Raw genomic sequence first — 14,822 nt, forward strand, 5'->3', positions numbered from 1 at the left:
AAAAACTTTATTTGGAATTTTAGATTTTAGATTTTAGATTTTTTATTCAATCCCAAATCCAAAATTAAAAATCTAAAATTTGCACAGATTCTTTCATCCTTTGCACTACTTTTTACTTGCACTACCACCAGTTAGCCGGCGTTCAAACCAGAGTCCAGCGCTTATTAAAGCAGAACCGCACAAAACAAAGACTAGGGATTTGAAAAGTAAATCGGTATCGTACTCTTGCACGCGACTGATAATTTGCAGTGTTACTAACAACATACCGCCCCAAAAGGAACTTCTGTTGTTTAATTTCAATCCTTCTTGAATTAGTCCCCAAGCTAATGTTGCTAGAAGTACATTGAAAATAAAAACACCAAGTTCATCAATGCGGCTGATAGTTTGATGCCAAAAAGGTACTAAGGTAATAAAGGCAAGAAAGGTAGTAATGACAGCAGTAGTGAAAATCACTTCGCGGCGCGGTGGGTTATTTCTTTGACGCAGTAGAAACAACCATTGCAATACCGCCAAGCCACTGAGAATCCCCAAATCGATAATCGGCAGAGACTCGAACAAGTTTGTCACATTCGTAGGCTGATTATAACTATAATTTGGAGATTCCCAGACCCAACGAAAAGACAAGATATAAAACACAATGCCGAAGCTTACCAACGCTAAATTACGGGCTAGAGATTGAAACAACCTGTAATTTATGCTTGGAAATAGCAAATCATCATAACTCCAGAATAATGCAGGTGGGAGTGCAAAAGCAAAAGATGCCACCCAAGGGGCTATATCAGCATAATTCAGCAGTGGCAGAGGATTAAGGTTGGCTTGTAAGGAACTAGCAAAGACAAAGGCTGCTAGACCAAAAATCCAACGCGATCGACAGAAGTAGGCTAAGGGTACGAACACTAGCCATGCCAATAAAGGCATGTGCTGCACCACTAGGCGCGACCAAGTTGGATCACCTGAAGCATACCACAAGTCTTCTAGTCCCGTCCAATAGCCGATTTCCACCAGGATAATTGACAGAATTCCTAAAGAATTTAAGCACAAACTGAAGGCCATCACCACAACGCCCAACCCCCAAGCGAGAAACAGTTGGGAAGTTGAACCAGCAATATTAAACATCTGGGCCATCAGGAATAAATTTGCACCGAAAATGAAGGCGCTTAAAATTAGCAACGCCTCTCCCAGTAAGCGTTTGCTTTTTTGTGGCTTCTTTCCTTCAGGTGTTATCCAATTGTAAAAACCAGTGATTGCGATCGCAAAAAACAAACTTATCAGTAGAATAAATTTGACTTCTCGCGATCCTCCCTGCCAGTTTCCTGCTACAAAGGTAATTATGCCTAAGCATAAAAGTATGCCACCTATAGCAATCGCGATCGCTTTATTGCGATCGCGTGCAGTAGCTTCCAGGTTCTTAAATTGATAACGTTCTGCTATTTGCTCATACAGCGAAGAACTAATTAATCCTTCATCCCTCCATAATTGTGCTTCTTTGCGTAATTTTTGCGGAAAACTATCTAAGAACATGACCTTCTCCGGTGCAGTGGGGTAGCTTGGCCATTGCATTCCCAATGGCGGTCATTATATTTTGAGTATGAAGCCAAAACCCTTAATTACATTGTTCTTGTGTAACAGTTTTATTTTGATTTGCATACAAGCTAATTCATAATTCATAACTTGTAATTCGTAATTAATAATCTACATGGAACAACCTTCTAATTTATTACTTAAAGTCTCGCGGCGTTTGTTCACTAATCTAGATGAGCAAGAAAAATTCATTGAGGCTTTAATGAATCCTCAGCCTTTTTCACCCAGTATTCTTTGGTGTAAACAAAAGCCAGAAGTTTCGCCTTTGGCAGTGGAAACACCAACCTATTGGCAACCACAATTTATAGACCGTTTATGTTTGGGAGAAAAACCCGGTCAGCATCCTTTGCATCAACAAGGATATTTCTATTGTTTAGATTTCTCTTCGGTGTTTGCAGCTAGTACTTTATTAGCTATTCCTCAACCAGTAAGTTTAGTATTTGATATGTGTGCCGCACCAGGAGGTAAAAGTATCTTCGCTTGGAAAGCTTTACAACCTGACTTACTCATCAGTAATGAAGTCATTGGCAAACGTCTGGGAATGCTAATTTCTAATTTTAAGCGTTGCCAGATTAGCCCTAGTGCAGTAGTTAACAGAGATTCAAGTATATTTGCCGAAATTCCCTGCTCTAGCAACCTAGTGATAGTAGATGCTCCTTGTACTGGACAATCTTTACTGGCTAAAGGTGAAAAAGCTCCCGGATGTTTTCACCCAACTGCTATTAATAAGAGTGCAAATCGACAAAAACGTATTATAGCTAACTCTGCTAAACTTGTTTCACCACAAGGCTATCTGGCTTATATGACTTGCACATATTCACCCGAAGAAAATGAACAAGTTTGTGAATGGTTTTTAGAACGCTTTCCCCAGTTTCAGGCGATAGAAATTAATGATTTAGCTAAATATCAGTCGCATTTAACTAAAATGCATTGTTATCGGATGTTTCCTCAGGATATGTTAGGTGCTGGTGCGTTTACAATACTGTTTAAAAATACTAACGAGCATGAAAATGAGGGTAAAGAAGTAGATTTAAATACAATAGCTTCGCTGTATATCTACCAAAACTTTAAAAAGTCAAGTTAGTTACATTAATAGCAGATATTCTGGCATTAAGTCAGAATATCTAATATTTTGAATAGTGCTGCATTTGTAAATCAGCCATCAGGAATACACATTTTACACCAGTTGATTTTATATTTTTAAAATTACAAACCTATTACAGGTGAAAATAAGCATACCATTTCAAATGGCGCAAAAGCTTACAATACAATCAATAACTTTCAATAATTAACTTTTATAGTAAAAACTTTTTTAATATTTTCATAATCTGAAGTTAACTAAAATCTATGCGGTATCAGCTACCGACTTTTTCAAATAAACATTGTACAAAATAGCTAGAGCGTAAAGGATGCAAATTACATGAGTCGAAAAATCAGCAAAATCTTTAAACAGTCTGGGGTGATTCCTTATAGAATGAACAATGGCAAAATTGAGATATTGCTAATCACAACCCGTAACTTTCAACACTGGGTAATTCCCAAAGGAGATATTCCTAATGGCATGAGTCCGCCCGCTTCAGCAGCTAAAGAGGCGTGGGAAGAAGCAGGGGTGATTGGGCAGGTAGATACCAAGGAACTCGGTAGTTACAAGTACCGCAAAGGAGGTAAAGTTTACCGAGTCAAGATGTATTTGTTACCAGTTGAGATGCTAAGTGAAGATTATCCAGAAGCAACTAAAAGAAAACGGCAGTGGGTAGAAGTGACTAAAGCTATTAAACAGGTTAAGTTTAATTCACTTAAACGAATTCTTAAAGGTTTTTTTCAGGTCGAATCTCACTTTTGTGCATTTCAGGAGCATAAATAAGTATAGAAAAATACATTAATTAAATATGTATAATTAAACATACAATAAAATCCTAGTTTGTAGTGAGCGATTCATCGCTCATAGCAAGGTTTTTTATGACTAAAGTCCTTACTACAAACTTAAATTGATTTATGGCTAGTACCGTAAGGCGGAAGTCAAAAGTCAAAAGTCAAAAGTCAAAAGTCAAAAGTCAAAAGTCAAAAGTCAAAAGGTTGATATATTAAGGCTTGTGCCTATTTAAAATGGTAATTTTATTTACGCCGCGTTGTACTAGCTACTTATTGAAATGCCCTGGAAGCAACTTGAGGGCATTTGAATAAGTAGCTATATTTAAAACAAGTAAACTAGGACTTACGCAAAAAACCTCTCAAACTCTTATTCGCGTGGACTCTGCGTCCTCTGTGGTTCGATTTTCCGTTACCTGTGCGTAAGTCCTGTAAACATTAGACATCTCCGGAAATTAAATATCTGCAAAATGAAACCCTTGTAGAGAAGCAAAATTGTACTTCGTCCCGCTACGAAGAAAGCGTCTCTACATTCTTTTTCGGAGATGTCTATTAAACGTAAAGTTTTACCTATGTTTACATTGATTCGATTGTGACTATAAGGCTATTTATTGAGTGTACAATTCGTTCTAAATCCACAATAAAGCTACCCAAGTTTTGATACCGACAATTCCATCAGCTTGCAATTTCTTAGATGTTTGGAAACTAACAATTGCATTCTTAACTGACTCCGTAAAATTCCCATCAATCGCATCAGTATATAATCCAATATTTTTTAATTGCTGTTGTAATTGTTTGACTCTTAGCCCCGAATCTCCTAGTTGCAACCCATTAAATCTATTCAAATCGGCTCGACCACTAACACCTGCTACACCAGCTATATCACCTGCATATTGATGGATTAGGTATTGCCCCTGCCAAGCACTAGGAATAGTTGGGTACTTGGTTCCGTAGTGGGCAATCCATAAGGGATAACTAGCAAAATCAGATGGATTACCAAGTTCTTCCCAGAAACTGGGGAAAGTATAAACAATCGGTTTGATTGGTTTTTGTGTTTGTTGTAAAAGGGCTTTTTCTACCTCTGCTAACCACTGTTTGGCTGCATTAATTACTGCTTGGCTATTTCCTTTGTCAGTTACCTCTACATCCAGAACTGGTGGTAAGTCTCCTGGTTCTAATTTGCCCAACGTTTTTAAGAATTCCTTCGCTTGCTGAACTGGGTCAGATGTGTGTGGGTGAAAGAAATGATAAGCACCCCGAAGAATACCAACAGTTTTCATGGTCTGCCAATGATGAGCAAAAGCAGAATCTTTGATGCTAACTCCTTCTGTGGCTTTGACAAAGGCAAAGGTTTTACCAGAGTTTTTTACTGCCGTCCAGTCTACTCTGCCGTCTTGATCGGCAACATCAATTCCTTCCATACAATTTTCTAACCTTTTTGATTAGTACAATCTTGAACTTATCAGAGGCTTTGATTAAATTTATGCTTTTTCTGGGTCTTTGAGTAAATTACAAAATATTTACTAGGGTTGAGTGTCAACAAATCGCACTGGAGTTACTCTAACTTTGCCTGTACAAGGCTTGATTTGTTCTGTCAGTGTAAAATGCTCGTAAGCATTAGGAGGCGTGATTTCAATTTTACTAGATATTGGGCATTGTTCCTTTGGGGAACTGACATGGTTATATGCTATCTGAAATGAGGCTTGTTTTCCAGGAGCTAGAGTTACTTGTTGTCGAGGTTGCTTACTCGAAAAATAAGTGTCCCTGGAGCGAATAACTTTAATTCCCTGTAAAGGCTGATCTTTTGCATCCAGTAGTGACAATCCCGGATAACCGATGAGGGTGCAAGGGGATGAGCCGTTATTGGTGAAGGCGTAGGTAAGTGCAACATTCCCAACGCCAGCATCTTCTGAGACTCGGCGCACTGACAATTGGCTAGTTTCACAGCGCGTCGGATTTGTGGCGATAGTGGCTTGAGGGGTAGAATTGTCTGTAGTTTTTTCAGTGGGTGTAGGTGTTGAGGTTAACACAGTTGCCTTCGTTGCTTGCTCAGTGCTTGCTGACAAGGCTTGCGGCTGTTTTGTGACAGAGGAAGAACCGATACAGCCAGTTGTCACCGCAGTTAGGAGCAACAACATACTGCTTTCTACGATTGAAATTCGCATATCTTTTTTGTAGTGAACTACTTATACTGATGCTTTATTTACAGTGTAAGTTTCCAAATTCATATCCCCTGCTTTACTGAATTCACCCGTCTCACAGGTTAAGTATTCAACCGAACTCAATATAGCAATCCAATTTAATCTTTGAAAAATCTAAGTATATGTTGGGTGCATTAGCAAAGCGTAATGCACTAAAGCTTTCGGACGGTACGTTATACCAATTTCCGAAAAGTCAGATACATATAGAGGGCTAGGCAATGTCTGGCCTTTACCAGCGCAATACTACGTAGGTTTTGAAAATTTGTAGGTTGTGGGTTGAAGGTCGCCTCTTATAAGATAAGAGGTTAGGGAAAGGGCTGTTCTTGTTATACCAATTCTGTATGAAGATGCGCTAAACCATATTTAAGTAGAAGAAATAAAAACGAACCGCAAAGACGCAAAGGACACAAAGAAAGAAAGAAAGAAAGAAAGAAAGAAGTTAAAAGGGTTTGGCGCAGCCTCACATAGAAATGGTATCAGGTCTGTATTCTACTCAATTGAAAAGCGCTATATTATCTGTTGCTTCAATCAAAGCACTGTAAATTCCTGGTTCACTCATCGAATGTCCGGCATCAGGAACTACTGTAAATTGTGCTTCTGGCCAAGCTCGATGTAATTCCCAAGCTGATATCATTGGACAGACTACATCATAGCGTCCCTGAACAATTACAGCCGGAATATGGCGGATACGGTCTACATTTAAGAGTAATTGATCTTCTGTTTCTAAAAATCCCTTATTCATAAAGTAATGGCATTCAATCCGAGCGAAAGCTGAAGCAAATTCACTCTCGCCAAACTTTTGCATCAGTTCTGGGTCTAAGAAAAGTCTACTTGTACTACCTTCCCAAATTGACCAAGCACGCGCTGCTGTTAATTGAATTTCTAAATCTGGATTGGTCAAGCGTTTGTAATATGCTGCAATTAGATCATCACGTTCATCTACGGGAATTGGTTTGAGATATTCTTCCCAAGCATCAGGAAAAATATAGCTAGCACCCTCTTGGTAAAACCATCGCAACTCTTTTTGCCTCAGCATAAAGATACCACGCAGAATTAATCCCGCGCAGCGAGAGGGATGGGTTTGACTGTAGGCTAATGATAAAGTGCTACCCCAACTCCCACCGAAAACCACCCACTTTTCTATACCTAAATGTTGGCGCAGTTTTTCGATATCACTGACTAAATCCCAAGTCGTGTTTTCTCGTAATTCTGCATGGGGCGTACTTTGACCACAACCGCGCTGGTCAAACATGACTAACCGCCATTTTTCTGGGTGGAAATATTGCCGATAAAAAGCTGGACATCCACCACCAGGTCCGCCATGCAGCAAAACGATGGGTTTACCTTGGGGGTTCCCTGACTCTTCAAAATGAATGGTATGAAGGTCAGAAACCTGTAAACTACCTTCTAAGTAAGGCTCGATCGCAGGGTAAAGTTTTCGCATTTTCGATATTTTATCAGTAATGTTGTCATAGCGATCGCTATGGCAAGAAGTCAGGCGGGGACAGACTAAATGAACCGCCAGAAAAACCGATAAATGAAGCCTGGGAGTTTCTCCTCCAGAGGATTTCGGCTTTTCTGGCTGTATTGAAATAGTAGGTTTATTTCTGCGCCCACTGTAGTATCTGTGTGTCCTACAATTTGCGTAAACCTTTAGAAGGTGAAGGTAGTTCTCAGCGTACCAATGATTGCATCATCGTTGTTGCCAGGAAGTTGACCAGGATTGGTTAACCAAATTACCCCAGGAGTAATAGAAATGTTGTCACTCACACGATACTTATAGAAACCTTCAAAGTGATATGGTTTATCACCAGTATTACCTCCAACATAAGGTTCAATACCTGCGAAAAGTCCTAAAACGTTGCCCTTCTTACCTAAGTCTGGCAGAGCTATCCCAGCTCCATAACTCCAAACTTGACTATCATCATTAGCACCAGAGCCTCTGATGTCGCTGTAAAGTGCAAAGCCACTAATCGACAGTTTGTCACTAGGTTTGAAAGCAGCTTCTAAGCCGTAGGAATTACTTGAATATGCATTGCCAGCAGCTACCAAGTTAGCTTGTGCAGTACCGTCTACACCAGTTGTTGTACTTGCAGAGCCGGCATCGAATAAAACAGTGCCACCATTATGATAACCGTGGACGTAGGTTGCAGCTAAGGTGATGCGATCGCCTACTTTTAAGTTCAACTGTCCAAGAGCAGCATAGTTACCATCCAATAAACCCGTATTTAGCCCAGGGTTATTCGCTTGAGATGCCAAGTAACCCAAGGTTAATGAAGGTTGGAAGCCACCGCCACCATTACCAAAGGCTAAGTTAACCCCAGCACCAGCACCGCCACCAATCCGATAGATTGGGCTTTCGGAGGCAAAGGTAGACAAAGCACCGTTACCGCCATCATAATCCTCAAAGTATGGGTTGACGGTAGGAACGTAATCGCTCTGAATACCTCCACTACCAGCTATATAAACTTGGGAGTTGCCAACAGGGAAGTAATATGCTAACCAGTCTATAGAAACACCGTTATTAGTAGTAGGAGACACGTTAAAGGTTTGAGTCCCTTCAAATGTGCCATTTGGTAAAGCTAAGGGATTTGCATTACCAGCTGCAAGCCTAGTATGTAAAGTATCTTGACCTGTGAAGCTGGTTTGCAAGTCTAAACGTACCCTGTCTTGGAAAACAGTATTGTTGTTGTCGTTCTTACCAAAGTTATCGGTGACAGCAAAAATAGCTTCACCCACCAATTTTGTAGTAGTAGAAAACTGATGTGCTTCCAGTTCAGCAGTCCGTGCTTCTACAGCATCTACTCGGCCACGCAGAGTTGTTAGTTCTGCCGAGAATTCCTCTTGCAAACGTTGCAGGGTTGCTAAATCCTGTTTTCTCACCAAATCAGCCGTTGCTGTGGCAATCAGTTCATTAACCCTATCTAAACAAGCATTCAAACCTGCGGCAAATTCATAACGAGTCAATGCCCGGTTGCCACGGTAAGTGCTATTGGGGTATCCAGCAATACAACCGTAGCGTTCAACTAGGGATTGCAAAGCTTGGAATGCCCAGTCAGTCGGCTGTACATCAGAAAACTGAGAAACTGATGTGACTTGAGACAGTGAATTCTGGTTATTGCCTTCGCTACTGTAGCCGTTAACCTCTTCTAAAACCTTATTATCATCAGTTTTTGCGGGAGCAACCAATTGCTGATTTTTTGGTTGCTTTGTTTGGATGAATATTGAAGCACTAGAAGCTAGTGGCGTTTCTGTCTGAGCAACTTTTGCCTTTATACCTTCAGAAGAGGCTGGTACTTTAGTAGCCATAGCCTTAGCGGAAACTAACACCGTCACTCCCAAAACTACTGGACTTAGTACCAGAGTTTTCCACAATAAATTAGACATTTTTTTATTTTCCTTTCCCAAAAAAGGCCCGAAATGATTGGCTTCAAGAAAAAGAGAACAAGCAGTTATTCTACTTGTTGGAAATTTTATCAGATTGCAGTAACTTTAAGATATGCCTGACAAAATTGTTACGGATAGAGAATCTTAACTCATCCCACAGCTTGAAGCCCTGGGGAAATCTAGTCAAGAGTTTATGGTTGAATCTGGCTCAAATTATTGCCATTTCTAGATTTTAGCTTCTTGTTTTTGACTCTTATTTGTGGTAAATCCTTTTTATCTTTGTAAAAGTAACAGATTTCAACTAGAGTTGGCCAGATTTCTAGAGAACCGTGAAATTGGCTAATCACATCATCGATAATTCTGGAAACGTTTTGCTGAAAAAAGTCGGGTTCAAACCCATAAAATACTCTTGATAAGTTCTCAGCAAACAATTGGAGTGACAGCTTACGTTCTTCATTCTGGGTAGACATTGAGGCTTTGACTACCTGCTTGTGGATAGCAGAGATTTTTTCCAGAATTTCCTCGGAGTCTTGCAACGTGACTTCGCCAGAGTAATCAAACTTGATTCCCAGATCATCAAGATGATAAACACTGCTTTTAATTTTCTTTTTCAGTAGGCTACATATTTCCTCATTAAATAGTTCACTAGCCAGAGGGTTACGCATATAGTTATTTCTAATATGGTTCTGGACAGCATCAACGTGTGCAGCCACAATCCCCTCTTGCTGTATCCAAATTCTGTAGATATAATCTTCAAATCTGAGGCGAGTTGGAAAAAAGGGTGGCAAACCTAGCTGATTATCATATCCAGCGACTCCACAATCCATTCTCCAGTTTTTATTAGTAATAACAGGTCTAAAGTTGGTAAGAATATAAAAATCATTCAGGTCATTTGGACTTATTTGGTTTTCATCATTGAGATACATGTGAATAAAATCAAGTGTATCGATATCATTAGTTCCGGTGCGAAAAGTCTGGGCAATTTTGACGATCGCATTATTCAATACTCTCCCCTGTTGTAATACGAGGCTGTTTTCCCGAAAGTAACCCTTGGTTGTATTAGTTTCTAAGTCCATTGCTGTATCAACAACCAATTCTCCGGCCTCGAAGTTTTCTGGTACATGGCTAGCTTTTTGACCTAAAACATCACTAAAAGCTGTGAGTAAGTCAAAAGATTTATGGATGTAGCCGCCTTGTTGGTTAGACTTGATTAATTTTCCTCGACATATTTCATCGCCTGACAAAGATTCTGGACTAGTTTCAATTAATGCATCTGGTCGCATATCGTCATCTGCACTAACCATTAAATGTCCAAGGGTATACATTAGTGTGAAGTTGCGATTTCCGCCATAACTAGGTCTAAATAAGTTTTTTACTAGTGATTCTAGCTTGCGATCGCGCAGTCTTTCGTTTAAAAATGTAATAAATTGCTCTTTCTGTTGGGGTCCAACATAAAACACGTCATTGACTGTCTTAGTCTGCTCTAAAAGTGGGTAATATTTCTCGTGGTTGACAATGCTAGAATCATCAAAAACGATAATTTTTAAAGCATGACCGTTCGCCCAGAAATTCTCATCATACTTTTCGATGGTCTGTGCTACATCTCTCAGTCTATGAGTGGGAATAACAAATATCGTCTCTTTTTGTTTCATAAAATTTATTTAGGTTTCTCGAATTTTTAAAAGCTCAAATTACCAATAGCTGCATTGTTGTTATTTCATTATCAGTTAAACAAATTAAAGCGATAGATTACTATTTTTAGCTTGTTTTGACTACCTTTCAAGTTGTTTGAGAATGCCTGAATTTGACCGAAAACTTCTTCATTAGATAGTTTCCCGCCGACTTATACCAATTATGTAGGAGATGCGCTAAACCATATTTAAGTACAAGGAAAAAAACGTAGACGCAAAGCGGCTTGCCGCAGGCTAGCGCAAAGAACACAAAGAAAGAAGTTAAAATGACTGTAGTAAGTTACTCTGAGGGTAGAAAAACCTATTTAGGCTTGTAGTCAGAGCAATTGAGTGCTTCTTTAGTTAAAGGAGCAAAAGGCTGTACTGCACATTTTAGATAATGGTTGTTGTTAAAAAAATGGCAGCTTTTACAGGGATGTTGCTCTAAATGTTTAATGCCTACTATTTCGTCTTTATCTTGTGCCGTCTTTTGTACCGCATCTTGTAACGCTTTGGAGGCGGATGAAATGAAAAACACGAAAGTTCCCCAAACAATCATGAAGGAAATATGAGCCAAAAATACTGCTAAAAAGGGGATATCTCCGTGGTGTGGTTTTATGTAATGATCTGTTGTATTCGCCAGTTTAGCTTCAATAAGAGTGGATTGATTAACACTCTTTTGGGCGGCTACATAAATTCGTAAAAGCTCCCAATTATCCATATTAAAAACCTTTATTTAGTCGAACTCAGATTCAGAAAAGGTCATCTAAATTAAATATTTTCAGCCGCTATTAATTGTGATTAAAACACCACTCATACTGGGTTTGAAAGCTTTTTTGTTTTTTAACTCTAATGTTATTGTGCAATAAATTACACAAAAAACATATATATTAAAAATATACTTTTCATATATACAAATTGTTTAGGTAAAAAGCATATATTTATTTACTAGCTAAATTTCCATATATTTAGAGATATATTTTTGATATATATATAACGGTTACTACTCGCGTAAGGTACACTAAATTCATTAATTGACAAGCTTATCATTCTCATACGTGTACCTCATTCGACAGAGAAACGCTATAGCAATCATATTTAATTTTGAAATACTCAAATTACCGACTTATTAGAGAAGTCAGTAATCTTATAGCTATTGGCTAATTGGGTAAATGACTAAAAATAGCAGTAATCGTGAAAAATTAAAGATTTTTGCTAAAATATCTTCTAATTTAATCTCTACACCACAAAGGAACGAAGTTAATCAGAGTACAAGTAAAGCGATCGCACAGCCATCAGGTGCTTTGCAAATAGTTCATCTAACTACCGGGCGCGTGCGACTTCGTACCACTGACAGTAGTCTTAACTCGATGCTAGACAAGATAGCCCAAGATTTACGCTCTAGTTCGGCGATAAAAAGCGAGATATCCGAATCTACTAGCCAACAAGAAAATAGCAAGGTGGTAGCATCTGCAAAGATTGACTAATGAGTGCTTAAATCTTTTCCCTCACCCCCAGCCCCTCTCCCATCTGACGGGAGAGGGGAGACATAATTCTAGTTCCCCGAATCCCGTCAGATGCGATTCGGGGTTAGGGGATGAGGGCTATCAAGGTTTTTGCACCTGACGGGATGCTCCCATTTTTATCTTCATAATTGGGCTGTACCATTAGACATCTCCGAAAAAGAATGTAGAGACGCTTTCTTCGTAGCGGGACGAAGTACAATTTCGCGTCTCTACAAGGGTTTCATTTTGCAGATATTTAATTTCTGGAGATGTCTATTAATTTATTCCTGAGAAAAGAAGCTGATTAGCTATTAGGTAGTTGATTGCAGCGTCCTGAGATAATCCCATTTGGTAATACTGTTTCGCAGAGATTGACAGAATTAAGACCCTGGATGTCGTTGTTTTTTGAAGATTTGATGAGATTTGCATGACTAAGATTGGCATTTCTCAAATCAGTTCCTTCTAAGTTAGAGGCTTCTAAATTTGCTTTTTGTAAATTAGTATCAGTTAGCAATGTATTCTTGAGATTGGCTCCTGTTAAATCGGCTCCTTGCAAATTTGCATCCCGAATATCTGCCCACTCTAAATTTGCATACCGGAGATTAGCATTTTTGAGGTTAGCTCCCTGAAGATTTGCCGATTGCAAGTCAATTCCTTGTAAGTTTTTCCCTGAGAAATTCACTCCCGATAAATTACAACTAAAACATTTTCTTGTTTCTTGAAGCTGTTGAATCATACTCTGTCGAAACAAATTATTAGCTTGGCTAAACAATGAGGGAGTAAGGACAAATGCCATCGTAATCAGGGGTCGTAAAAAGAAATTCATAAGTCTATAAGTGAGGAATAAAAGATTATCAAAGTGATGTAAATTTGCTATTTTCCTATGGCGATTTGGAAGGCTTCGGCAACAGGCCCCAGAACCAAAAGAGGAAAAAATGTCAATGCTCCCAGAATCAAAATTGTGGCAGCAGTGATACCAGTAAATAGTTGAGTATCTGTATTTAGGGTTGCGCTTGAAGGCGGTACAGGTTGCTTGGAGGACAGGCTATCTGCTAGTAACAACAAAACAACGATGGGAATAAACCGTCCCATGCAGAGGGTAAATGCTGTTGCCAGGTTCCACCACAAAGCTGTCGGGGCGGGTTGGGTGTCTGCCAAACCTTCAAAACCGGAACCGTTACCCGCCGCCGCCGATGCATACTCATAAATCAGCTGCGTAAAACCATGAAAGCCAGGATTGCTCATACCTGCAAGTTGCTCAGGAAAAGCTACGGTAATAGCACCTGGCAGGAAAATCAATAGCGGGTGGATGAGAATAATTATACTTGCCAGCGTAATTTCCCGTTTCTCGATTTTTCGTCCCAAAAACTCTGGCGTTCGCCCCACAATTAAGCCAGTCAGGAAAACTGCCAAAAACATGTACACTACCAAATAAGCTGCCCCAGTACCCATCGCTCCCCAGATTACTTGCAAAAACAGGTTGAGCAAAGCACAAAATCCACCGGTTGGCATCAGCGAGTCGAACATGCCGTTAGCAGAACCAGTCATGGTTGCTGTTGTGGTGATGGCAAATAAGGCAGTTTCCGCCCAGCCCAATCGGACTTCTTTACCCTCCAAATTGGGCTGCTGACTACCCAACAAGAGATTCACGGCGGGATTGCCCTGATACTCCCCGACGGCAGTCACGCCAATTAAAAATACAAAAATGGCGAATACCATCCAGAACAGGAGGCGAGTCTGTTTTAACTTACCGATGAAGATACCGTAGGTGTGGAGTAATGCCGTGGGAATCAGCAACATTGACACCACTTGCAGCAAATTCGTGCCGCCATTGGGATTTTCAAAAGGATGAGCAGAGTTGCCACTAAAGAAGGCTCCACCGTTCTCACCCAGCATTTTCATGCTTTCAAAGTGGGCAATCGGGCCACGAGCGATCGCCTGAGTTGCCCCCTCTAAGGTGGTAAAATTTACAGGACCGGCAAGGGTTTGGGGTACACCACCCAGGATTAATAATACTGTACTGACAATAGCCAAGGGTAATAATACTCGCGTAATCGAGCGAGTCAAATCGACATAAAAGTTGCCCAAAGGTCTACCTGTTAAGCCGCGAATGAAGGCAATTCCCACTGCTAATCCGGTAGCAGGCGCAACAAACATTAAGAAGCCTAAAGCTGTTATCTGGCTCAGGTAGGACATTGTGCTTTCTGGCACATAATGTTGCAAATCGGCAGCAACTAAGAAAGAAATGGTCGTGTGTAATGCTGTGTCCCAAGTGGGTATTCCTAAATTGGTGGGATTCAATGGTAGTAAGCTTTGAAACATCAGCAGTAGTAGCGCTAAAACTGCCATTGCTGTATTGCTGAGTAAAATAGCGATCGCATATTCTCTTCCAGTCATGTTATTTTCCGCTTCAATATCCATGAGGAGATAAACTAACCGCTCCAATGGGTTCATCACTGGATCGAGCCAGGTTTTGTGCATGAAGAAGACTTCAGCTAAATAGTGTCCTAGTGTTGGTACTGACATTACCACTAGGAACAGGGTGAGGAAGATTTGCACAAAACCTTGGATCATAATTGGAAAGTGGGGGATAAAGCGATCGCTTTATG

At 40.0% G+C, this 14,822-nt stretch carries 12 protein-coding genes; 3 read left to right on the forward strand and 9 right to left on the reverse strand.

Annotation, left to right across the window (positions count from 1 at the left end; genetic code table 11):
- Positions 1–105 precede the first annotated feature (105 nt).
- Positions 106–1,521: a DUF2157 domain-containing protein gene (locus tag V7K32_RS25805; protein WP_334997432.1), complete on the reverse strand. Its 1,416-nt coding sequence runs from the start codon at positions 1,519–1,521 to the stop codon at positions 106–108.
- A 175-nt stretch (positions 1,522–1,696) separates the two neighbouring features.
- Between V7K32_RS25805 and V7K32_RS25810 the strand changes: the two genes are divergently transcribed.
- Positions 1,697–2,665: an RsmB/NOP family class I SAM-dependent RNA methyltransferase gene (locus tag V7K32_RS25810; protein WP_334997313.1), complete on the forward strand. Its 969-nt coding sequence runs from the start codon at positions 1,697–1,699 to the stop codon at positions 2,663–2,665.
- A gap of 336 nt (positions 2,666–3,001) precedes the next feature.
- On the forward strand, positions 3,002–3,445 hold the full coding sequence (locus tag V7K32_RS25815; protein ID WP_334997315.1) for an NUDIX hydrolase: 444 nt from the start codon (positions 3,002–3,004) through the stop codon (positions 3,443–3,445).
- 634 nt (positions 3,446–4,079) lie between these two features.
- Here the strand turns inward: V7K32_RS25815 and V7K32_RS25820 are convergent.
- From V7K32_RS25820 to V7K32_RS25845, 6 genes are all read right to left on the reverse strand, one after another.
- Positions 4,080–4,871: a GH25 family lysozyme gene (locus V7K32_RS25820; RefSeq protein ID WP_334997317.1), complete on the reverse strand. Its 792-nt coding sequence runs from the start codon at positions 4,869–4,871 to the stop codon at positions 4,080–4,082.
- Positions 4,872–4,973: 102 nt separating this feature from the next.
- Positions 4,974–5,615 (reverse strand): DUF4232 domain-containing protein, encoded by a 642-nt coding sequence (locus tag V7K32_RS25825; protein ID WP_334997319.1) that lies wholly within the window; start codon positions 5,613–5,615, stop codon positions 4,974–4,976.
- 529 nt (positions 5,616–6,144) lie between these two features.
- Entirely contained in the window at positions 6,145–7,095 is a 951-nt protein-coding gene (gene pip / locus V7K32_RS25830) for a prolyl aminopeptidase (protein ID WP_334997321.1), read from the reverse strand.
- Between the two features lie 209 nt (positions 7,096–7,304).
- Positions 7,305–9,038: an iron uptake porin gene (locus V7K32_RS25835; RefSeq protein ID WP_334997324.1), complete on the reverse strand. Its 1,734-nt coding sequence runs from the start codon at positions 9,036–9,038 to the stop codon at positions 7,305–7,307.
- A gap of 191 nt (positions 9,039–9,229) precedes the next feature.
- On the reverse strand, positions 9,230–10,690 hold the full coding sequence (locus V7K32_RS25840; protein ID WP_334997326.1) for a hypothetical protein: 1,461 nt from the start codon (positions 10,688–10,690) through the stop codon (positions 9,230–9,232).
- A 340-nt stretch (positions 10,691–11,030) separates the two neighbouring features.
- Positions 11,031–11,429, reverse strand: a complete 399-nt coding sequence (locus V7K32_RS25845; RefSeq protein ID WP_334997328.1) for a hypothetical protein — start codon at positions 11,427–11,429, stop codon at positions 11,031–11,033.
- 451 nt (positions 11,430–11,880) lie between these two features.
- Here V7K32_RS25845 and V7K32_RS25850 point away from each other — a divergent pair, with 451 nt between their 5' ends.
- Complete coding sequence (locus tag V7K32_RS25850) at positions 11,881–12,195, forward strand: hypothetical protein (protein WP_334997330.1); 315 nt, start codon at positions 11,881–11,883, stop codon at positions 12,193–12,195.
- Between the two features lie 322 nt (positions 12,196–12,517).
- Here the strand turns inward: V7K32_RS25850 and V7K32_RS25855 are convergent, their stop codons facing one another.
- Positions 12,518–13,039: a pentapeptide repeat-containing protein gene (locus V7K32_RS25855; RefSeq protein ID WP_334997332.1), complete on the reverse strand. Its 522-nt coding sequence runs from the start codon at positions 13,037–13,039 to the stop codon at positions 12,518–12,520.
- A 47-nt stretch (positions 13,040–13,086) separates the two neighbouring features.
- Complete coding sequence (kdpA, locus tag V7K32_RS25860; RefSeq protein WP_334997334.1) at positions 13,087–14,787, reverse strand: potassium-transporting ATPase subunit KdpA; 1,701 nt, start codon at positions 14,785–14,787, stop codon at positions 13,087–13,089.
- Positions 14,788–14,822: the final 35 nt, after the last annotated feature.

The organism is Nostoc sp. (assembly GCF_036917635.1).
In the GTDB taxonomy this organism is placed as follows: domain Bacteria; phylum Cyanobacteriota; class Cyanobacteriia; order Cyanobacteriales; family Nostocaceae; genus Nostoc.

Bases quoted from the DNA above. Each gene is read 5' to 3' on its own strand.
- V7K32_RS25805 (WP_334997432.1), bottom strand. From the start codon at position 1,521: ATGTTCTTAGATAGTTTTCCGCAAAAATTACGCAAAGAAGCACAATTA.
- V7K32_RS25810 (WP_334997313.1), top strand. From the start codon at position 1,697: ATGGAACAACCTTCTAATTTATTACTTAAAGTCTCGCGGCGTTTGTTC.
- V7K32_RS25815 (WP_334997315.1), top strand. From the start codon at position 3,002: ATGAGTCGAAAAATCAGCAAAATCTTTAAACAGTCTGGGGTGATTCCT.
- V7K32_RS25820 (WP_334997317.1), bottom strand. From the start codon at position 4,871: ATGGAAGGAATTGATGTTGCCGATCAAGACGGCAGAGTAGACTGGACG.
- V7K32_RS25825 (WP_334997319.1), bottom strand. From the start codon at position 5,615: ATGCGAATTTCAATCGTAGAAAGCAGTATGTTGTTGCTCCTAACTGCG.
- pip (WP_334997321.1), bottom strand. From the start codon at position 7,095: ATGCGAAAACTTTACCCTGCGATCGAGCCTTACTTAGAAGGTAGTTTA.
- V7K32_RS25835 (WP_334997324.1), bottom strand. From the start codon at position 9,038: ATGTCTAATTTATTGTGGAAAACTCTGGTACTAAGTCCAGTAGTTTTG.
- V7K32_RS25840 (WP_334997326.1), bottom strand. From the start codon at position 10,690: ATGAAACAAAAAGAGACGATATTTGTTATTCCCACTCATAGACTGAGA.
- V7K32_RS25845 (WP_334997328.1), bottom strand. From the start codon at position 11,429: ATGGATAATTGGGAGCTTTTACGAATTTATGTAGCCGCCCAAAAGAGT.
- V7K32_RS25850 (WP_334997330.1), top strand. From the start codon at position 11,881: ATGACTAAAAATAGCAGTAATCGTGAAAAATTAAAGATTTTTGCTAAA.
- V7K32_RS25855 (WP_334997332.1), bottom strand. From the start codon at position 13,039: ATGAATTTCTTTTTACGACCCCTGATTACGATGGCATTTGTCCTTACT.
- kdpA (WP_334997334.1), bottom strand. From the start codon at position 14,787: ATGATCCAAGGTTTTGTGCAAATCTTCCTCACCCTGTTCCTAGTGGTA.